The sequence below is a fragment of the Pseudarthrobacter sp. NPDC092424 genome (assembly GCF_044754925.1).
Lineage (GTDB): Bacteria > Actinomycetota > Actinomycetes > Actinomycetales > Micrococcaceae > Arthrobacter.
The window spans coordinates 46517-67319 of record NZ_JBIVQC010000003.1; the positions used below are offsets into that span (position 1 = coordinate 46517).

General features: G+C 66.6%; 15 protein-coding genes. 6 read left to right on the forward strand and 9 right to left on the reverse strand.

Annotated features, from left to right (window positions below):
• Window positions 1-75: 75 nt before the first annotated feature.
• Window positions 76-1740 (forward strand): MDR family MFS transporter, encoded by a 1665-nt coding sequence (locus ACIQCN_RS05955; RefSeq protein WP_400609908.1) that lies wholly within the window; start codon window positions 76-78, stop codon window positions 1738-1740.
• A 321-nt stretch (window positions 1741-2061) separates the two neighbouring features.
• A complete protein-coding gene (locus ACIQCN_RS05960) occupies window positions 2062-3501 on the forward strand; it encodes a sugar porter family MFS transporter (protein WP_400607341.1) in 1440 nt (479 codons plus the stop codon).
• Window positions 3502-3769: 268 nt separating this feature from the next.
• Here the strand turns inward: ACIQCN_RS05960 and ACIQCN_RS05965 are convergent, their stop codons facing one another.
• Genes ACIQCN_RS05965 through ACIQCN_RS05975 form a run of 3 tightly spaced genes read right to left on the reverse strand, consistent with a single transcriptional unit; the run spans window position 3770 to window position 7698 of the window.
• Window positions 3770-4933 (reverse strand): mannitol-1-phosphate 5-dehydrogenase, encoded by a 1164-nt coding sequence (locus ACIQCN_RS05965; RefSeq protein WP_400609910.1) that lies wholly within the window; start codon window positions 4931-4933, stop codon window positions 3770-3772.
• The gene (locus ACIQCN_RS05970) at window positions 4933-6927 is read right to left on the reverse strand and encodes a PTS mannitol transporter subunit IICBA (RefSeq protein WP_400609912.1); all 1995 of its coding nucleotides are present in this window, start codon (window positions 6925-6927) and stop codon (window positions 4933-4935) included. The genes ACIQCN_RS05965 and ACIQCN_RS05970 overlap by 1 nt, the downstream gene beginning before the upstream one ends.
• 48 nt (window positions 6928-6975) lie before the next feature.
• Window positions 6976-7698, reverse strand: a complete 723-nt coding sequence (locus ACIQCN_RS05975) for a TetR/AcrR family transcriptional regulator (RefSeq protein ID WP_400607336.1) — start codon at window positions 7696-7698, stop codon at window positions 6976-6978.
• A gap of 91 nt (window positions 7699-7789) precedes the next feature.
• On the opposite strand from ACIQCN_RS05975, the gene ptsP reads away from it, so the two are divergent.
• Genes ptsP through ACIQCN_RS05990 form a run of 3 tightly spaced genes read left to right on the forward strand, consistent with a single transcriptional unit; the run spans window position 7790 to window position 10721 of the window.
• The gene (ptsP, locus tag ACIQCN_RS05980) at window positions 7790-9475 is read left to right on the forward strand and encodes a phosphoenolpyruvate--protein phosphotransferase (protein WP_400609914.1); all 1686 of its coding nucleotides are present in this window, start codon (window positions 7790-7792) and stop codon (window positions 9473-9475) included.
• Window positions 9476-9513: 38 nt separating this feature from the next.
• The gene (locus ACIQCN_RS05985; RefSeq protein ID WP_400607332.1) at window positions 9514-9906 is read left to right on the forward strand and encodes a helix-turn-helix domain-containing protein; all 393 of its coding nucleotides are present in this window, start codon (window positions 9514-9516) and stop codon (window positions 9904-9906) included.
• The gene (locus tag ACIQCN_RS05990) at window positions 9903-10721 is read left to right on the forward strand and encodes an alpha/beta fold hydrolase (protein ID WP_400609915.1); all 819 of its coding nucleotides are present in this window, start codon (window positions 9903-9905) and stop codon (window positions 10719-10721) included. The genes ACIQCN_RS05985 and ACIQCN_RS05990 overlap by 4 nt, the downstream gene beginning before the upstream one ends.
• Before the next feature lie 64 nt (window positions 10722-10785).
• Here ACIQCN_RS05990 and ACIQCN_RS05995 read toward each other — a convergent pair whose 3' ends face one another.
• Window positions 10786-12003: a PucR family transcriptional regulator gene (locus ACIQCN_RS05995; RefSeq protein WP_400609917.1), complete on the reverse strand. Its 1218-nt coding sequence runs from the start codon at window positions 12001-12003 to the stop codon at window positions 10786-10788.
• Window positions 12004-12237: 234 nt separating this feature from the next.
• On the opposite strand from ACIQCN_RS05995, the gene ald reads away from it, so the two are divergent.
• On the forward strand, window positions 12238-13356 hold the full coding sequence (ald, locus tag ACIQCN_RS06000) for an alanine dehydrogenase (protein ID WP_377216251.1): 1119 nt from the start codon (window positions 12238-12240) through the stop codon (window positions 13354-13356).
• A gap of 1 nt (window position 13357) precedes the next feature.
• Here the strand turns inward: ald and ACIQCN_RS06005 are convergent, their stop codons facing one another.
• The 5 genes from ACIQCN_RS06005 to ACIQCN_RS06025 all read right to left on the reverse strand — a co-directional run bounded on the left by ACIQCN_RS06005 (window position 13358) and on the right by ACIQCN_RS06025 (window position 20587).
• On the reverse strand, window positions 13358-14416 hold the full coding sequence (locus ACIQCN_RS06005) for a Gfo/Idh/MocA family oxidoreductase (RefSeq protein ID WP_400609919.1): 1059 nt from the start codon (window positions 14414-14416) through the stop codon (window positions 13358-13360).
• A gap of 143 nt (window positions 14417-14559) precedes the next feature.
• Window positions 14560-16272 carry an ABC transporter family substrate-binding protein gene (locus ACIQCN_RS06010; protein ID WP_400607325.1) on the reverse strand — a complete coding sequence of 571 codons (1713 nt, stop codon included), beginning with the start codon at window positions 16270-16272 and terminating at the stop codon, window positions 14560-14562.
• 63 nt (window positions 16273-16335) lie between these two features.
• Complete coding sequence (locus tag ACIQCN_RS06015) at window positions 16336-18588, reverse strand: dipeptide ABC transporter ATP-binding protein (RefSeq protein WP_400609921.1); 2253 nt, start codon at window positions 18586-18588, stop codon at window positions 16336-16338.
• Window positions 18585-19601 carry an ABC transporter permease gene (locus ACIQCN_RS06020; protein ID WP_400607320.1) on the reverse strand — a complete coding sequence of 339 codons (1017 nt, stop codon included), beginning with the start codon at window positions 19599-19601 and terminating at the stop codon, window positions 18585-18587. The genes ACIQCN_RS06015 and ACIQCN_RS06020 overlap by 4 nt, the downstream gene beginning before the upstream one ends.
• 2 nt (window positions 19602-19603) lie before the next feature.
• Window positions 19604-20587: an ABC transporter permease gene (locus ACIQCN_RS06025; RefSeq protein ID WP_400607317.1), complete on the reverse strand. Its 984-nt coding sequence runs from the start codon at window positions 20585-20587 to the stop codon at window positions 19604-19606.
• Window positions 20588-20803 lie beyond the last annotated feature (216 nt).

The following is a 20803-nucleotide window of genomic DNA, read 5'->3' on the forward strand; positions in this document are numbered from 1 at the left end:
GAAGAAAACCGGGCCTAAGATAGTTACTGAGAGCAACTATCAACGCTCGATTCCCCTTCTTTCCCTGGAGCACCCATGTCCACACGCTCTGCCGCGCCCGGCGCCGGCGAAACGCTGACCCAGCGCCAAATCGTCACCGTGATGGTGGGCCTGATGCTGGGCATGTTCCTGGCCTCGCTGGACCAGACCATCGTGTCCACTTCCATCTACACCATCGCCAATGACCTGGACGGCCTCTCGCTGCAGGCCTGGGCCACCACGGCTTACCTGATCACCTCCACCGTGAGCACCCCGCTGTACGGAAAGCTGAGCGACATCTTCGGCCGCCGCCCGCTCTACCTCACGGCGATCGGCATCTTCCTGGTGGGCTCGCTGTACGCCGGCTCGGTCAACTCCATGACCGAACTGGCCTTGGCCCGCGGCGTCCAGGGCCTCGGTGCCGGCGGCCTGCTGGCCCTGGCGCTGACCATCATCGGGGACATCGTTTCGCTCAAGGACCGGGCCAAGTACCAGGGCTACTTCATGTCCGTCTTCGGCATCTCCTCCGTGCTCGGCCCCGTGGTGGGCGGCGCGTTCGCCGGTTCCGCCACCATCCTGGGGTTCGACGGCTGGCGCTGGGTCTTCTTCATCAACCTGCCCATCGGCCTGGCCGCGCTGGCAGTGGTCTTCCTCTTCCTTCACCTGCCGGCCAAGCACGTGAAGCAGAAGATCGACTACTGGGGCGCGGCGGCCATCACCCTGGCCATCGTGCCGCTGCTGCTGGTGGCGGAGCAGGGCCGCAGCTGGGGCTGGACCTCCCTGAACTCCTTCCTCTGCTACGGGCTGGGAGTTGCCGGCATTGTCTGGTTCCTGCTGGCCGAGAAGCGTGCGGGCGACTACGCTCTGATCCCGCTGCGGCTCTTCCGGAACAACACCTTCGGGCTGTCCTCGCTGCTGAACTTCATCATCGGCATCGGGATGTTCGGAGCCATCGCGATGCTGCCGCTGTACCTGCAGCTGGTGAAGGGCCTGACCCCCACGGAAGCCGGCCTGATGATGATCACCTTTACCGTGGGCATCCTGGCGGGCTCCATCACGGCCGGCCGCACCATTTCCGCGTCCGGCACCTTCCGGATCTTCCCCATCATGGGCACCGCCCTCCTTACCGCGGCCGCCCTGGTCATGGGCTTCTCGCTGGGCGTGGACACCGGGCTCTGGGTTCCCGGCCTCATTGCCGTTTTCTTCGGCATGGGCCTGGGCTTCTGCATGCAGCCACTCACCCTGGCCATGCAGACCTCCGTCCCGCCGCGGGACATGGGCGTGGGCACGTCCTCCGCCGCGTTCTTCCGCTCCATGGGCGGCGCGGTGGGCACGGCGGTGTTCATTTCCATGCTGTTCAGCCTCGCCGCGAACCGCATCGCGGACAGCATGAAGACCGCGATGGCGGACCCCGCCTACCTGGCCGTCCTGCAGGACCCGGCAGTCGCGGCGGACCCGGCCAACGCCAAGCTGTACGAGTTCTTCCAGCAGGGAGGGTCCAACGAGTCGCTCAATGACACCAGCTGGCTGCACACCGCCAACAGCACGCTGACGCGGCCCATCACCGAAGGGTTCGCGCACTCGATCGACGTGGTCATGCTGACCGCTTCGGCGCTCACTGCAGTGGCCTTCCTCATCAGCTTCGCCCTGCCCAAGAAGAAGCTGACGGACCAGAATGCTGCCCCGGAGGGCGAGGAATCCATGCAGGTCCCCGCCCACTAGCGCATCCGCCGGGCGTCACGGGAGGCACCCTTTTGGGCTGCCTCCCGTTGTATTTTCCCTACAATCCGCGGTTTCCCACGTTGAGGCGAGCCAAAAGCGTGCCGGGAGTGACGGATAGGGAGCAGCCTGGGAGAGAAGGCGTACGACGGCGGCGCCTCCCGCCGTCGTACGCATCCGGCTGCCGCGTCCCTGGCCGCCCGAGTGGAACCGCGGGCGGTGACGTGCCACACTGTACAGCGCGAGTGCGCCGGCCGGTTGGGCCGGTACCGCAGCCGACGACGTCCGCACCGCATCCATCAACCCCCAGACCCAGGGAGAACCATGCCCACTGCCCAGGAGCCGACAAACGTGCACATTCCGAGGCGGGTGATCTGGCTGGCACTCGCGGGGGCGGTGGGCGGATTCCTGTTCGGTTTCGATTCGTCCGTGGTGAACGGCGCCGTGGACGCCATGAAGGACGAATTTGCGCTGTCCGAGGCCGTCACGGGCTTCGCCGTGGCCATCGCACTCCTGGGCTGCGCCGCCGGTGCATACCTGGCCGGTAAGGTGGCGGACCGCTACGGCCGGATCCCTGCCATGAAGATCGGTGCACTGCTGTTCCTGGTCAGCGCGCTGGGCACTGGCTTCGCGTTCAGCGTGTGGGACCTGATCTTCTGGCGCCTGGTGGGCGGCCTGGGTATCGGACTGGCTTCCGTGATTGCGCCGGCCTACATTTCCGAGATCTCGCCACGGCAGGTCCGCGGCCGGCTGGCATCGCTGCAGCAGCTGGCCATCACTACCGGTATCTTCGCCGCACTGCTGTCCGACGCGCTGCTGGCCACCGGCGCGGGCGGAGCCGACGAGCCGCTCTGGCTGGGCATCGAGGCCTGGCGCTGGATGTTCCTGGCCGCCGCGCTTCCCGCCGTGGTGTACGGCTGGGTGGCCTACACGCTGCCGGAATCCCCGCGCTTCCTGGTGTTCCAGGGCAAGGAAGACCAGGCCCGGGAGGTGTTCGGCTCCATCGCACCGGCCGGGGACGTGGACCGGCACATCCGCGAAATCCGCGACGCCATCGAAGACGACAAGCTCGCCGGCCAGAAGGGCTCCCTGCGCGGCAAGACGTTTGGCCTGCAGGCCGTGGTTTGGGTGGGCATCACGCTCTCCGTGCTCCAGCAGTTCGTGGGCATCAACGTGATCTTCTACTACTCCACCACGCTGTGGAAGGCGGTGGGTTTCCAGGAAAAGGATTCGCTTGCCATCTCCGTGGCAACGTCCGTGACCAATATCCTGGTGACCCTCGTGGCTATCGCCCTGGTGGACCGGATCGGGCGCCGCCCCATCCTGCTGGCCGGTTCCGTGGGCATGGCAGTGTCCCTGGGCGCCATGGCGCTGGCCTTCTCGTCGGCCACCGGTTCCGGGTCCGGGATTTCGCTGCCCGGCGCGTGGGGCCCCGTGGCACTGGTTGCGGCGAACGTGTTCGTGGTCAGTTTCGGCGCCTCCTGGGGCCCGCTGGTGTGGGTTCTGCTGGGCGAGATCTTCCCGTCCCGGATCCGTGCCCGCGCGCTCGGCCTGGCCGCAGCAGCGCAGTGGGTAGCGAACTTTGCCATCACGCTCAGCTTCCCGGTGATGGCCGCGGGATCACTGCCGCTGACGTACGCCATGTATGCATTGTTCGCCGCGGCGTCCTTCTTCTTCGTCATGTTCAAGGTGCCCGAGACCAACGGGATGTCCCTGGAACAGGCGGAGACGCTGTTCGTGGCGAAGGGCTCGGCCCGGGTTTAGGTGTCCCTGGGCGGTACATCAAGGACCGCGCCCGTCCCCTCTCCGAACGCTCTCTCACTTAATGCGCCATCATTGCCGGCGCTCTCTCACTAACCGGCAACGACGTCAGGGCGGAAACTGCGGCTTCGCCACGTGAGAAAGCGCACGACGCCGGCACTCGGGTGAGTACCGGCGTCGTGATTGCAGGAGGGTTGCGTCAAAAGCGACATGATCTGCACGAGCGATGCCGAAAAAGCCGCGTTAAGTGAGAGAGCGTCCCACCTTGGAGTCAGGCGGAGGCGGCTGCCAGCTCCGCCTGACGCTCCTCCACCAGGGTGGCGACGGCGTTGAACAGCGGGTGCTCCGGCTCCAGTCCGGTGATGCGGGCGGTGGCCCCTGCCGCGCTTTCGGCGGCGAGAATGGCCGCCAACTCGGTGGCCTCGGAATCCGCGGGATCGGTGAAGCGCAGCGCGGCGGCGATGGCCCCCAGCAGCGCCTCCGGCACCACGCCGCGCTCGGCAAGCTCGGCCGCCGGCCCAATGAACCGTTCGTGCCGGCTCAGCTTCCGCAGCGGCGCGCGGCCCACGCGGGTGACGGTGTCCGGCAGGTAGGGGTTGGCGAAGCGGACCAGGATCTTCTGGACATACGCCTCCTGCTCGCCGTTGCTGAACCCGTGCTTGGCCACCAGAAGCTGCTTGGTCTCCTCCAGAACCGCCCGGACGTCCTCGGCCACGTCCTGGTCCGCCATCGCGTCGGAGATCTTCTCCAGCCCGGCCTCGAACCCGAGATACGCGGCCGAGGCGTGCCCCGTGTTAACGGTGAACAGCTTCCGCTCGATGTACGGGGAGAGCTCGTCCACGAAGGTGGCACCGGGAATCACCGGAGCGGCATCGCCGAACGCGGTGCGGTCGATGACCCACTCGTAGAAAGTCTCCACGGTGACGTCCAGGCCCTGGCCGGGCTCCTGGTTGGGCACGATCCGGTCCACGGCGGTGTTGGCGAACACCACCTTGCCGTCCAGGGAACCCGCGGCGGCGCCCGGCTGGGCGCCCACCTCCTTGGCCAGGATGTCCGTGGCGTTGATAGCGTTCTCGCACGCCATCACCTGCAGCGGTGCCAGGCCGGGCTCCCGCGCAACGATGCCCCGCGCAATGGCGGGCGCCACGAACTTCAGGATGTGCGGGCCCACCGCAGTGGTGACGATATCCGCCGTCGCGATTTCCGCGACGAGCTCCGCCTCCTGCGTGGTGGAATTCAGCGCGCGGAAGTTCTCCACCGTCCGCACGGCCGGGTTCTCCCCCACCTCGTGCACGCTGTAGCTGTCCGCGGCCGCCAGTTGGTTGATCAGCCCCTCTGCGACGTCCGCGAAAACCACCTCGTAGCCGGCGTCGTGCAGCAGCAGGCCTACGAAGCCGCGGCCGATGTTCCCTGCGCCGAAATGAACAGCCTTCACTAGGAATTGACCTTTCCGAAGAGCGACAGGACTTCGTCCACGGTGGTGGCGGCCTCAAGCCGGGCCACCTGCTCCTTGTCCGTGAACACCTTGGCGATGGAGGACAGGATGTGCAGGTGCTCGTTGTTCACACCGGCCACGCCCACCACGAACTTGACCTCCTTGCCGTTCCAGTCGATGCCCTGCGGGTAGCGCACCACGGAGACGGCGGACGAACGGATGTGGTCCTTCGCGGCGTTGGTGCCGTGCGGGATGGCCAGGTAGCTGCCCATGTACGTGGACACGGATTCCTCGCGCTCGTGCATCGCGGCCAGGTAGCCCTCATCCACGGCGCCCCGGGCAAGCAGCAGCTGCCCTGCCTCGTCGATGGCGGCGTCGCGCGTGGTGGCGGAACCTTCCAGGATCACGCTTTCGCGGGCCAGCACCTCGGGGGCTGCACTTGCGGGAGTTGCATCCACCGGAGCGTCGGCGGCGTGCGCGCCGTGGGGGGCGGCAGCACGGTCGTCGCCCGTGGCGTTCTTCTCCCGGACCAGCTCCACGATCTCGTCATAGCGGGGGCTGTTCATGAAGTTGTCCACGGAGTAGTGCAGGGCGCTCCCGGTGGAGTGCCTGGCCCGTTCGGTGAGGTCCTGGTGGGTGACCACAACGTCGTAGGTGTCGCTGAGGTTGGCGATGGAGGCGTTGGTAACCTTCACGTCCGGGAAGCCGGCCGCTTTGATCTTGTTCCGCAGCACGGAGGCGCCCATGGCGCTGGAGCCCATGCCGGCGTCGCACGCGAATACGATGTTGCGCACCGGTCCGGCCAGGACAGCCACGCCACCCGCGCCGGCACCGGTCAGGGTGGAGGCAACCGAGCTCTTCTTGCCCTTCATCTGCTCCATCTTCGCGGTAGCGTCGTGGAGGTCCACCTCGTCGCTGTGCTTGGTGGTCTTGAGGATCACCGACGCCACCAGGAAAGACACCGTGGCGGCCAGCAGCACCGAGAGGATGACGCCCACGTAGCTGTCGCGCGAAGTCTGGGCGAGCACCGCGATGATGGAACCCGGCGCTGCCGGGGCAACCAGGCCGGAACCGGTGATGGCAAGCGTGGCAACACCCGTCATGCCGCCGGCGATGGCCGCCAGGATCAGCAGGGGGCGCATCAGCACGTAGGGGAAGTAGATCTCGTGGATGCCGCCAAGGAAGTGGATGATGGCCGCGCCGGGGGCAGAAGCCTTGGCCACGCCGCGGCCAAAGAACATGTAGGCCAGCAGGATGCCCAGGCCGGGTCCGGGATTGGCTTCAAGCAGGAACAGGATGGACTTGCCCTGTTCCAGGGACTGCTGGACACCCAGCGGGGTGAGCACGCCGTGGTTGATGGCGTTGTTCAGGAAGAGCACCTTCGCGGGCTCGATGAAGATGCTGGTCAGCGGCAGCAGGCCGTTGTCCACCAGGAACTGGACAACATTTCCGGCACCCTCGCTGAATGCCTTGACCAGCGGCGAAATGCCGTAGAAGCCCAGCATGGCCAGGAGCGCGCCCCAGATGCCGGCGGAGAAGTTGTTCACCAGCATCTCAAAGCCCGGGCGGATCCTGCCGTCCCAGAGCGCGTCGAGCTTCTTCATGGTCCAGCCGCCCAGCGGGCCCATGATCATGGCGCCGATGAACATCGGGATGCCGGCGCCCACGATCACGCCCATGGTGCCGATGGCGCCCACTACGCCGCCACGGACGTCATAGACCATACGTCCGCCCGTGTAGGCGATCAGGAGGGGCAGCAGGTAGGTGATCATGGGGCCCACCAGGCCGGTGTTGGGATCGCCGTCGGCGTTGGTGCCGAAGCCGCCCAGTTCCGGCACCGGCAGCCAGCCCTTCTCGATGAACAGGGCCGTGATGATGCCCCAGGCGATAAACGCGCCGATGTTGGGCATGATCATCCCGGAGAGGAAGGTGCCGAACTTCTGGACGTGCACGCGCGCGCTGGTGCGTGGCTTTGCAACTGTCTCTGTTGCCATGTGAATTCCTAACCGTTATTCCTGCAGCTGCGCAGGATGGTCCGATGTTTACGAGCTGGCGCTGATCCGGTGAAGCCATTCGAGGAACAGTTTGAGTTCCGAGCTGGAGAGCTGGTCAGAGTGCGAGGCCTGAAGTGCGGCGTTCAGGGCGATCGCTGCCACCACCACCGAGGACTTTCCGGTGCCGCCGGGGGCCGCGCCGGCGGCCGGCTCTGCGGACACCGCGAAAATCATGGCGTCACGGGTCATGGTGGACAGTTCAAGGTTCCGTTCTGCGGCGGGCTCCGCAATCAGCATCAGCGTCACGCCCACGTTGGCCGCCAGGATGGACCTGGCAGCCTCGCGCGGCTGGACGTTCAGCTGGCCCGCCACCGCTGCCTTGTTCAGCATTTCCTCCATGAGCGCTTCTGCATCAGCCACGATGGCAGGACGGCTTTCCGGGCGGATGTTGCCGAACATCACCAGGTACAGCTCCGGCTGGTTGAGGCCGAACCGGACATGGTTGTCCCACATTCTCCGGATGTCCTCGAGGGGATTGCCGGAAGGTGCGAAATCCCGCTCTCCGGCGACATACTCCTCGAAGCCCGCCGCTACAACGGCGTCGAAGAGGCCTTCCTTGTCACCGAAGTGGTGGTACAGCGTGGGGGCGGTGACGCCCGCCAGCTGGGTGATCTGGCGGGTGGAGACTGGCGCCCCCGCGGATTTGGCCAACAATTCCGCCGCAGCGCGCAGCAGTCGCATTTTGGGGGGAAGCTGGCCATCCAAACTCATAACCGCTACCCTAGCACCTATAGCAACGCTATATGAACTGAATCACATACAATTTTTTCCAGCACGTTCCCGTAGACACTAAGGACCTTCAGTGCAGAACTTCCCAGGAGTTGGCGTCAGCCCCGGCCGCATCATCGGCACCGTCCGGCAGATGCCCAAGCCCATCAGCGAACCGCCCGCAGGCCAGCAGCTGGCAGAAGGCACCACTCCTGAGGAAGCCACGGCAGCACTGAAAGCCGCCGCCACCGCCGTCCATGACGAGCTGAAGGCCCGCGCGGCGCACGCCAGCGGTGACGGCAAGGCGGTCCTCGAGGCTACCGCGCTGATGGCCAAGGACACCATGCTCCTCAAGGGCGCAGCCAAGCTGGTTGCGCGCGGGACCTCGGCAGAACGGGCCATCTGGGAATCCGGCTCCTCCGTCTCGGAGATGCTGCTCAACCTGGGCGGCTACATGGCCGAGCGCGCCACCGATGTCCTGGACGTCCGCGCCCGGATCGTCGCGGAGCTGCGCGGCGTTGCAGCGCCCGGTATCCCGGCCTCGGAGACCCCCTTCGTCCTCGTGGCGGACGACCTTGCCCCGGCAGACACCGCCACCCTGGACCCCAACAAGGTCCTTGCCCTGGTGACCTCCGGCGGCGGGCCGCAGTCGCATACCGCCATCATCGCCCGCTCTTTGGGACTGCCCGCGGTAGTGGCCGCAGTCGGCGTTGACGAACTCCCTGACGGCACCGAGGTGTACGTGGACGGCGCCGCCGGCACCGTCATCGCGGAACCGGACGCGGAGCTCCGCGAAGCCGCTGAGGCCTGGGCGGCCACGGCATCACTGCTGGCCGAGTTCACCGGCACCGGCGTGACGGCGGACGGGCATGAGGTGCCGTTGCTGGCCAACGTGGGCGGTGGCAAGGACGCAGAGGCTGCCGCCAAGTTGGGCGCCCAGGGCGTGGGCTTGTTCCGTACCGAGTTCTGCTTCCTGGAACGGGATACCGAGCCTTCCGTGGAAGAGCAGGCCGCAGCCTACAAAAGCGTCTTCGACGCCTTCCCGGGCAAGAAGGTGGTCCTGCGCACCCTGGACGCCGGCGCCGACAAGCCGCTGCCCTTCCTCACGGACTCCACGGAACCCAACCCGGCCCTCGGCGTGCGCGGTTACCGCACCGACTTCACCACCCCCGGCGTCCTGGACCGCCAGCTGGAGGCCATCGCTCTGGCTGCTGGCCAGTCCCGGGCGGATGTGTGGGTCATGGCCCCGATGATTTCCACCGCGGAGGAGGCCGCCCGCTTCGCGTCCATGTGCGCGGACGCCGGCATCAAGACTCCCGGAGTGATGGTGGAGGTTCCCTCCGCCGCCCTGACGGCCGAGTCCATCCTGCGCGAGGTGGAGTTCGCCAGCCTGGGCACCAATGACCTCACCCAGTACGCCATGGCCGCGGACCGCCAGCTCGGCCCGCTCGCCAACCTGAACACTCCCTGGCAGCCCGCCGTCCTGCGGCTGGTGGGCCTGACCGTGGAAGGTTCGCGGGCCGAAGGCAGCAACAAACCCGTCGGTGTCTGCGGTGAGGCTGCCGCGGACCCCGCCCTCGCCGTCGTCCTAACCGGTCTGGGCGTGACCACCCTGTCCATGACTGCGCGTTCCCTTGCCGCCGTGGCGGCCGTGCTCAAGACCGTGACCCTGGCCGAGGCCCAGGAGCTGGCCAAGCTGGCCCTCTCAGCCCCGAGCGCCACAGAGGCCCGGGCCTGGGTGCGGGAGAAGCTGCCGGTCCTTGCGGAGCTTGGCCTGTAACTTCCCGCGCTGTGTGTATCGACAGCTAGGCTTCTGCCATGGCATTGATAGCTCCCCGGGTCACGGCCGGCCTGCCCACTGAGGACGCGCACAGCCTCGCCCGCGCGCTGGAGGGCGGGCAGGACATCACGGTTTTCGTTGACGGCACCGTCCACCGCCTGCCAGGGCAGGCGAGGGACGCCGTCGTGGACCTCCTGGCGCGGCTGGGCCGCGGCGAAACCGTGACCGTCAGCAGCGTGGAGGAAATGCTGACCACGTCGCAGGCCGCGGAACTGGCCGGCATCTCGCACACGTACCTGCGCAACATGACGGACCGGGGCGAGATCCCGGTGGAGTACCGCGGCACGCACCGGCGCATCCGGCAGGCCGCCATCATGGCTTGGCTGGAGGGGCAGAAGAGAAAGGCCGACGGGACCGGGGACCAGGCGTGAAGCTGCAGTCGCAGGCCCTCCATGCCCGCGGGCTTACGGGCCGGATCCTCTGGTCCGGCGGGACGCCTGCGCCGCGGGGCGGTGAACCGGCGGCCGCCTCCGTGGCGGCGACAGGTTCAGGCGAAGGACAAGCTGCGTACGTGCTGATCCACGGCATCGGCGTGTCCCACCGGTACCTGGCGCGCCTGCACGTGGTGCTCTCGGCGTCGGCCCCTACATACTCCCTGGACCTGCCCGGGTTCGCCGGCACCCCCAAACCGGAACGGCAGCTGTCCGTTGTTGATTACGGCGCGTTCATCGCCGAGGCACTCGCTGCATGCGGTATCACTTCCTACATCCTGGTGGGCCACTCGATGGGCGCACAGTTCGCCATTGAGGCGGCCCTCGCAGCGCCCGAACGGGCGGAACAGCTGGTACTGATGGGGCCGGTGGTGGATTCACGCTACCGGAACGTCCGGCGTCAGTCGCTGGCGCTGTTCCTGGACGCGCTGCTGGCTGAGACCCCGTCCTCCAACTGGGCTGTGTTCACCGATTACCTCCGTTGCGGCCCCCGCTGGTACTTCACCGAGCTGCCCGTAATGATGGCCTACCGCACCGAGGAGCGGCTCCGCGCCGTGGCCGCTCCCGTCCTGGTGCTCCGCGGCGAACGCGACCACGTGGCCGGGCCCGGCTGGTCCCGCCACCTGGCCGAGGCCGTTCCCCAGGGCCGCTTCGTGGAGATTCCCGGCGCGGGCCACGTAGCGCAGCACCTCCGCCCGGACGCCGTGGCGTCGGCCATCCGGCACTTTGTCACCGCCACCGCGCGGCGCACCTGAGTCCGGGGGCGCCTGCCTTACTAAGGTAGGAGCCGGCATTAGAGTACGACGCCGGCGGAGCTCCTCAGATGCGCGGCCTCGCCGCCCAGCGCCGCATCTTGAGCGCGGCGTGGAGTTCCAGCCGGGGCATCCCCTTGAGCGGGTCCACGCCCAGGAGCTGCCGAATGCGGCCCAACCGGTTGTAGATGCTGCTGCGGTGCAGGTGGAGTTTAGCGGCCACGTCCTGCACTGAGCCGTCATTGTCATAGAGCAGTTCCAGGACGGGAATGAGTTCCGCGTTGCGGTCGTGGTCCTCCAGCATCCGGTAGTAGACGGAGCCGGTATCCGCCCACGCGCCGGCCCCTCCCCCGGCGGACGCCAGTAGCTGGTAGACGCCGGTGGCCCGGCAGTCCACCAGTTCGCCCAGCTGAGGGTCCACGGCGGCTGCCTGCGCGGCCTGCTTTGACTGCCGGTACGCTTCAGCCAGTTCACGGGGGCGGGCAAACCCTTCGCTGATACCCAGGATGATCCGGTGCACCGGACGGCCGGAGCGCTTGGCAAGCTCCAGCTGGTAGTGGACCAGGACCTGCGCGTGGCTGGCCCGTCCGGACGTTTCGCGGAACAGCACCACCGAGTGGGTCTCCGTGCCGGCGCTGAAGAGGGCGGAGTCGACGCCGATGGTGGCCTGCAGCGCTGCCGACCGGTGGATCAGGGTGGACGCGATGGGGTCCGGGCCGCCGGACCAGCCGTCAGAGTCCAGCACGGTCACCACCTGCCAAGGCCCGCGGCCCTGCACTTCCTTCCACCCGGCCACCGCCGCCACGGCATTCGGTTCACCGGCGCATGCGGCCAGAAATTCCCGTTCGCGGCTTCGGCGGAACTCGGATTCGGCGGTATTGGAATCCAAAAGCAGCCCGGACAGCGTCTCCAGCTCATGGCTGACGCCGGGCAACTGGGTGAGGATCGCCGTCGGGCTTTCCTCCGCCGAGTCCTGCTGCACCCAGAGGTACCCCACGCGGAAACCCCGTACGAGGAGGGGCACGCACACCCGGCCCAGCATGCCCAGGTCCGGGTTTCCGGGCACCACCACGGGCCGCACCGCCGTGGCGATGCCATGCGACAGCTGCCACGCACTCACGTCCGCCGGCACCTTTTTGCTCAGCAGGAAATTGACCCGGACACGGTCGGCGTGGGACTGGTTGGAACTGTAGGCCAGCAGCAGCCCGTCCAGGTCCTCAAGCGAAAGGCCCCGGCCCAGCTTCTGCGCCACCTGCTCAACGAGCTGCTCCACATCCTGCTGCATGGGCCAAGAGTACTGCCTGGAAGGGCTCCCCGACGAACGGACATGAGGCGACACCTGACGCTCTCCGACTGAACAAATGTCGCGCCAGCGGGGTAAAAATCCGCGAATTTCCGCGGACGACCTATGCCGGGGGCCGGCGGGCCCGTGTCGGGTGGCTCACAACCGGTCCTATCGTGGATTAACGAATCCTCTTCCACCTTTTTCCGGCAAACCGGCCGAGAACTGGAGCCCAAAATGATCATCGGTGTCCCCAAAGAAATCAAGAACAACGAATTCCGGGTGGCCATCACCGCCGCCGGCGTCCACGAGTTCCGCACCCACGGCCACACCGTCCTGGTGGAGCGCGGCGCGGGCCTGGGCTCCGGCATCACCGACGAGGAGTACGCGATCGCCGGCGCCGAGATCGTCAACGAAGCGGACGACGTCTGGGGCCGCGCGGACATGGTCATGAAGGTCAAGGAGCCGGTCAAGGCCGAATACCACCGCTTCCGCAAGGGCCTGATCCTCTTCACCTACCTGCACCTCGCCGCTGAGCCCGAGCTGACGCAGGAACTGATCAACTCCGGCGTCACCGCCATCGCCTACGAAACCGTCCAGGACGGCCGCGCCCTGCCGCTGCTGGCCCCGATGTCCGAGGTTGCCGGCCGCCTGTCCGTCCAGGTTGGCGCCACCTCCCTGATGGCCCCCGCCGGCGGCAAGGGCGTCCTGCTGGGCGGCGTCCCCGGCGTCCGTCCCGCGAAGGTTGTTGTCCTCGGTGCGGGCGTGGCCGGCACCAACGCCGCAGCCATGGCCCTGGGCCTCGGCGCCGACGTCACCATCCTGGACATCAACATCAACCGCCTCCGCGAACTCGACGCCCAGTACCAGGGCCGGCTGAAGACCGTGGCCTCGAACAAGTACGAGATCGAGAAGTCCGTGGTGGACGCCGACCTGGTCATCGGCTCGGTGCTGATCCCCGGCGCCAAGGCCCCCAAGCTGGTCACCAACGACCTCGTGGCCCGCATGAAGCCGGGTTCGGTGCTGGTGGACATCGCCGTGGACCAGGGCGGCTGCTTCGAGGACACCCGTCCCACCACGCACCAGGAGCCCACGTACAAGGTGCACAACACCATCTTCTACTGCGTGGCGAACATGCCCGGCGCCGTGCCGAACACGTCCACGTACGCACTGACCAACGTCACCCTGCGCTACGCGGTCTCCCTGGCCAACCTGGGCGTCAAGGCCGCCTTCGACCGCGACCCCGCCCTGGCCGCCGGACTCAACATCGCCGCCGGCCACGTGGCGCACCACTCGGTCTCCGAGGCGCATAACCTGCCCCTCGTCGCCGACTGGCACGAGCTGGTTTCCGCCTGACCTAGGCCAGTGCCCTGGCCTCCTCGATGATCTCGAGGACCCCGACGGCGTCTTCCGGGTTAACCGGGAGGGGCGCCGCCGGGGTGGGGCCGGCCAGGATCCTGTCCGCCAGGATCCGGTAAAACTCGGAGTATGCGCCGCGTTCGGTGGGCAGGGCATCAAGGTGGCCGTCACGGCCCAGCAGCCCTGCCCATTCCGGCGCCTCCAGGCCGAAGTCCGGATCGAGCGGGCTTCCCCCCGCCTCGATGTACGGTTCCTGCGGGTCCACCCCCTTCTTGGTGTAGCCCCCTTCGGATCCCAGCACCCGGAACCGGTGCCCCTGCTGGGCGCACATGAGGTTCATGGTGAGGTGGCTCGACACTCCTGAACCGTGGCGCAGCACCAGGAACGCGTCGTCCTCAGCGCGGGCGTCCGGGCGGCGGGCGTCCAGCTCGGCGTGGACCACGCGGGCCGGACCGAACAGCTGCAGCGCCTGGTCAATCAGGTGGCTGCCCAGATCGAACAGCACACCGCCGCCTTGCTCCGGCGTGGCCGCGGCCTTCCACGGCTTGGACACCACCGGCTGCCACCGCTCAAACCGCGACTCAAACCTCGTGACCGTGCCCAGCACGTCCGCGGCCAGAAGCTTCCGTACCGTCAGGAAATCGCCGTCCCACCGTCGGTTGTGGAAAACGGTGAGCACCCTGCCCAGATCCTTTGCCAGCCTGACCAGTTCCCGGCCCTCGCCGCTGGTCACGGCAAATGGCTTGTCCACCACCACGTCCAGCCCGGCTTCGAGGGCCGCCTTCGCCAACGGGTAGTGCGTGGCCGGCGGGGTACCCAGGACCACCAGGTCCAGTCCGGCGGCGAGCCCGAAAACCGCGGCGGCGTCGGGCACGGTCCTGGCCCCCGGATGGCGCGCCAGGGCGGCTGCCTGCCGGCCGGCGTCGGACGTTGCAATGACCTCCAAGGAGTACCGCGGGTCGGCTGCGATGAAGGGAGCGTGGAAAACGCGCCCGGAGAGCCCATAACCCACGACGGCGGTGCGGATGGTTGGCAGGGAGGCTTCAGTTCGGCTCATCCCGCCAACGCTACCCCCGCACCCTCTCTCACTTAATGCGCATCAAAACCAAACGCTCTCTCACTTCCGGTGGATGTGCGTTCCGGAAGTGAGAGAGCGTTGGTGAAAAACCCACATTAAGTGAGAGAGCGTCGCGTGGGGTGTTACTTCTTTTCCCAGCCGATGGTGGTCCAGTCCGGAACCTGGGACAGGCTCTGGAACAGTGACGGGCCGTAGTTGGCCAGGCCGGTGCGGACGAAGGAGATCTGCGGGCCGTTCATGACCGGGCCCATGGAGAAGTACTTCGCCATGTGCTCCTTCTCGACGTCCATTGCTGCCTTGTTGCGTTCCGCGCCATCCTCGATGGAGGCGAGGTCGGCGATCTTCTTGTCCAGTTCCGCGTCGCCCAGGCCGTTTACGTTGGTCTTGGAGTCGTAGTACTGCTTGACCGAGTCCGTGGCGTCGGCGCCCACCGTGTATCCGGAGACGCTCAGGTCGAAGTCCCGGCCGCCAATGACCTTGCCAAAGTCGGCGGAGGCGCGCTGGTCGATGCCCACCTCCATGCCGCCGGCCTGGAGCTGCTTCTGCAGCGTCTGGGTGAAGGCGAGGGTGGTGGGGTCGTCACCGAAGTTGCTGATCCTGAAGGACACGGGTTTGCCGTCCTTCTCCATGATGCCGTCGGCGTTTTCGGTGTAGCCGGCCTCGGTGAGGACCTTCTTGGCTGCCTCCGGACCAGTCTCCGTCACGGGGTAGTTGTCCTGGTAGTAGTCGGAGAAGGGCAGGAGCATCATGGAGCCGGAGCTGGGCTCTTCCCAGTTCAGGCCGTTGAAGCGCACCTTGCGGAGGGCCTCGCGGTCCACGGCGCTGAAGATGGCCTTGCGGACCGCCACGTCGGTAATCTTCTGGGCATTCAGGTTCAGGCCGCCGGCGAACAGTCGCTGGCCACGGCGGACTTCGGCGTCCTTGCTGCCTTCGAGCTGCTTGTACAGGGCGATGGTGTTCGCGGAGACGGCGTCGATCTCACCGTTCTTGAAGGCAGCCACCTGCGCACTCGTTTCCAGCTGGCGGAACACGACGCTTTCCAGGACCGGCTTGTTGCCCCACCATTTCTCGTTGGGGACCAGGGTCACCGTCAGGGCAGCGGAGTCGTACTGGTCCAGCTTGAAGGGGCCGGCCATCCATTCGGGGTGCATCTCGCCGACGAATCCCTCGTTGAAGACCTCCGGGGAATTCACTGCCGGGTGGATCAGGCCGAAGAAGAGCGACTCCAGGGGGTACACCGGACGGGATGTCTTGACGATGACTTCCTTGTCATTCGCGCCGGCCTCCACGGACTCAACGAACTCATAGGCGCCCGGGCTGACAATGTCGTAACCGGCGTCCGGGCTCTTCAGGATGTTCCAGGTGTTCTGGAAGGCCTTGACGTCGATGGGCGTGCCGTCGTTGTACGTGGCCTTCTCATTGACCTTGATGGTGATGGTCTGCTTGCCGTCCTCCACCTTGCTGTCCACGGACTCGCAGAAATCGGGGTTGGGCGAGGCCTTGCCCTCGAAGTTCACCTTCCAGCAGCCGCCGATGCCGCCGCTGTTGATGGCAACCGGGTTCATCGGAATCTGCAGTGCGGAATTGTCCGAGCTGTTGCCGTCGTTCGAGAAACCGTTGAAGTTTGGGCCGATGCTGCCCAGCGGCAGGGTGACCTTCCCGCCAGGTTCCAGGTCGGCTGCGGGCTTTTCGTTAACGCTGATGAGCTTGGACAGGTCGCTGCCTGCCTCCTGCCCCTTGCCTGCATCGGGGCCGGTGGAGCCGCCGCCGCATGCCGTCAGCGCCAGGGCAGCAGCTACTGCCGCGACGCCGCCGATCCTGGTCATGTTCCTCATGGTGTTCCCTTCATTGTGCGGGTGTTGGTACGGATGTGAAGCGTGTGAAGTGCCGAAAGAATCCTAGGGCGCAGTGTGCCCGGCGTCGCCATGGCTCACCAGCATGTCGTGGTCGATTTCCCCATCGGGGAAGAAGCAGGCGAACCGCTGGTCAACGGGGGTCTCCGGCGCCCCTTCGAGGGCCTGTACGGCCACGGACGGACCGGCGGGCTCCAGGGGCGGTTCCAGGGTGCGGCACTGCTCCTGCCTGGCCGCCGGAAGCGCCGCGTAAACGGGGCAGCGGGTGGCGAAGTTGCAGCCCTTGGGTGCGTCCAGCGGGGACGGCACGTCGCCCTGGAGGATGATGCGTTCCCGGGTGCGTTCCAGCTGCGGGTCCGGCACCGGGATGGCGGAGAGGAGCGCCCGGGTGTACGGGTGCCGGGGGTTGCCGAAGACCCGGTCCACCTCGCCGATTTCCACGATCTTGCCCAGGTACATGACGGCCACGCGGTTGGAGATGTGCCGCACCACGGACAGGTCATGGGCCACCAGCAGGTAACTGAGGCCCAGCTCTGCCCGCAGCTTGTCCAGGAGGTTGATGACGCCGGCCTGCACGGACACGTCCAGCGCGGAGACGGGCTCGTCCAGGACCACGAGCTTGGGGTTGACCGCAAGCGCGCGGGCAATGCCGATGCGCTGCCGCTGGCCGCCAGAAAACTGGTTCGGAAAGCGGTTCACGTGGTCCGGCTGCAGGCCCACCAGCTTCATCAACTCCATGATGCGGGTCCGGATGGCCTTGCGGTCCAGGCCGGCGTTCTGCAGCGGCTCGGCCAGGACCTCATAGACGGTGAAGCGGGGGTCCAGCGCACCGGTGGGATCCTGGAAGACCATCTGCAGTTCCCGGCGCATGGCGCTCTTGGTTTTGGCATCAGCCGCCAGCTTGTTGCTGATGCCGCCGATCACCACCTCGCCGTCCTGGTCCTTGTGGAACTCCATGATCTCCAGGAGCGTGGTGGTCTTGCCGGAGCCGGATTCACCCACGATGGAGAAGCACTCACCCTCACGGATGTCGAAGCTCAGCCCGTCCACTGCCTTCACCGTGCCGATCCGCCGCTTCATGAGGGCCCCCTTTGTGAGCGGGAAATGCTTTCGCACATCGGTCAGCTGCAACACGGTGGCCCGTTCCCCGCGCGGGATGGCGTCGAAACGCGAAACGGGGACTGGCGGCGCAGCGAAGATGTCATGGACATCCACGCCCCCACCGAGCGCTTCGGACTTGATGCACGCGGCATGGTGCAGCCCGTCGACAGTCACGGGCTGCAGCGGCGGTTCGCCCTGCAGGCACGGCTCCGAGGCCAGGGGACAGCGCGGTGCGAAGGAACAGCCGGTGGGCTCATGGATGAGGTTTGGCGGCATTCCCTCGATGGGCACCAGCGACGCTTTCTCCGCCGCATCCACGCGCGGAACGGCGCCGAGCAGGCCCATGGTGTACGGCATGCGCGGGTTGTAGTAGAGCTCGTCCACCGGCCCGGTTTCCACGGGTTTTCCCGCGTACATCACCATGATCTCGTCCGCCATCCCGGCAACCACGCCAAGGTCGTGGGTGATCATCACGACGGCGGCGCCCGTTTCCTCCTGCGCCGTGTGCAGCACCTCCAGCACCTGCGCCTGGATGGTCACGTCCAGGGCCGTGGTGGGTTCGTCTGCGATGAGGACGCGCGGGTTGTTGGCGATGGCGATGGCGATCATCACTCGCTGGCGCATGCCGCCGGAGAATTCGTGCGGGAAAGCCTTGAGCCGGTCCCGCGGACTGGGGATGCCCACCATGGCAAGGAGCTCGACGGCGCGGGCTTCTTTGGCGTGCCTGCTCATGCCGGGGTTGTGGACAGTCAGCGCCTCGACGATCTGGGTTCCCACGGTATAGACGGGCGTCAGGGAGGACAGCGGGTCCTGGAAGACCATGGCCAGCTCGTTGCCGCGGTAGGCGCACATTGCCTTGTCACTGAGACCCAGCAGTTCCTTGCCCCGGAGCCGGACGGAGCCTGTCACATCGGCCGTGGATGGCAGCAGGCCCATGACGGCCAGGGACGTGACGGACTTGCCGGACCCTGACTCTCCCACGATGCCGAGCGTCTTGCCGGCCATGAGGTCGAAGTCAACGCCACGGACCGCGTGCACCACGCCGTTCTCCGAGTTGAAGCGGACGTTCAGCCCGCGGACGGACAGGACGGCATCCCGGTGCGCGGCCAACGGCCCGGCGTGGAGCCCGGCAATCTGCAGCCGTTCCACCGTTGTGGCAGACGGCTCTACGGGGCCGGTGCTGATTTCGCTGCTCATGCTGTCATCTTCTCCACGCCGGGGGTTGCTGTGCTGCCGCCGGCCGGGGACTTACGCTGCCGGCGCTTCCTGGCCCCGCCGATGGAACTGCTGTTCGGATCGAAGGCATCCCGCAACCCGTCGTTCATCATGGCCAGGGAACCGGTCAGCAGGAACATCACCGTCAGCGGCACCCAGAACATCCACGGAAAGGTCTGGACCTGGGACGTGGCGCCACCGATCAGGACGCCCAGGCTCACGTCCGGCACCTTGATGCCGATGCCGATGAACGAGAAGGCCACCTCGGCGAGGATGGCACCGGTGACGCCGCGGGTGATGTCCAGGACCAGGAGCGAGCCGATGTTCGGGACCAGGTGGCGCCAGACGATCCGGCGGGGCGGGACGCCCATGTACTGGGCAGCTTTGACGAAATCACGCTGCATGAGGGACATGGAGAGGGACCGGATAAGCCTGGCAGTCCCCATCCAGCTGAAGACGAGCAGCACCATGATCAACAGGAACCAGGACGGCAGGTCCCGCTTGAGGCCTTCACCGCCGCCGCTGGTGGCCACTGCCACAACGAGCAGGGCGGGCATCATGATGAGCGCCTCGAGGACAAAGAGCATGACCTTGTCCACCTTGCCGCCGAAATAGGCCATGGTGCACCCGTAAACGGCGGCCACGAGGACGGATGCCAGGCCCACTACCAGGCCGATCAGGATGGAGATCCGGGTGCCCTCGACGGTCATGGCATAGAGGTCGATGCCCGCCTGGGACGTTCCCAGGTAATGGTCCCCCGATGGCGGCATGCCGATGTTGAAGGGGTCGATGGTTTCTTTGTCCCAGGGCGTGAAGTAGCCGCCCACCAGGGAGAAGAGGGTCAGTGCAAGGAAGATCGCCAGGCCCGCTACGGCGGTCCGGTTCCGCAGGAACCGCCGGAGGATAATGGTGGATTTTCCAATAACGACGTCGGCGCTTTCCAGGTGCGCCTCCTGCGCCACGGCTGCCGGGTCAACGGCGTTCAGGTTGGTCACGGTTACTGCACCCGCACTCTCGGGTCCACAAGGGTGGTGGCGAAGTCGGCCAGGATTGCTCCCAGCGCGAAGATGACGGAGCCGTAGGCCAGGGTGGCCGTGGCGGCGTTGACGTCCTGGAGCGCAATGGCGTCGATGCTCCAGGAGCCGACGCCCGGCCAGGCGAAGATCTTCTCTGCGAAGAAGCCGCCGGCAAAAATGGCGGGGATGGTGAACGCGATGCTTTGGGCCACCGGGATGAAGGACACCCGCAGGGCGTGCCGGGTGATGGCCTGGTTCCGGGTGAGGCCCTTGGCCCTGGCGGTCCGGACAAAGTCGGCGTTGACGTTGTCCAGAAGGTACTGGCGCTGGGCAATTTGGTAGGCACCCCAGCCCACCAGGGTGATGGCCACCGTTGGCACCACGTAGTGGCCCAGCATGTCCAGGAACTGTCCCCACCCCGGTGCGATGCCGGGGGTTGAGATGCCAGTGACGAAGAAGATCCGCTGGCCCACGCCCTCATTGATGTTGATGGCGCCCAGCTGCACCAGGAAGTATGCGATCGGCGCAGGCACAATGTAGGCGAGGTAGCTGTAGGACGTGATGACCCGGTCCTGCAGTTTGTATTGGCGCGCGGCTGAATATACGCCCAGGGCAACACCGATCACCAGGGTGAGGATGATGGAAGCCAGGAAGAGCCGTGTGGAGATCCAGACCCGGTCGCCGAACTCGGCGTTGATGAAGGCGCCGTTGGGGCTGCGGCCCCAGTCCCAGCGGGTCACGATTGCCGTGAGCCACTCGACGTACCGCTCCCACGGGCTCAGGTGGGGATCAAGGCCCTTGAGCCGCATGGAGTTGGCCACCTGCTCCGGGCTGGGCCGGGGAATACGCTCCTGCTCCAGGAGGGCGGGCTTGAGCGAACTGACCGCGAGGAAGTATCCGGCCGACGTCGTCAGGAAGATCATGAAGACGTACGTGATGCCGCGTTTGGCGAGGTACCTGAGCACGGGTTGAATCCTTCCGAATGTTCCCGGCCGGGACGGTTGTGGCGTCGCGCCGGAACTTCCGCCAGCGGGTAGCTGGGCTCCCGCTGCCCATAAGGCCAGTCCTGGCGGACCATGCTGCGGGTCACATTGAGAGGAAAGTATCACAACGCACGCCCCAAACCGCACGCCGTTGCAGGTAAAACTGCCCTGCGGGGCCAGATCGTTATGAATAAGTTT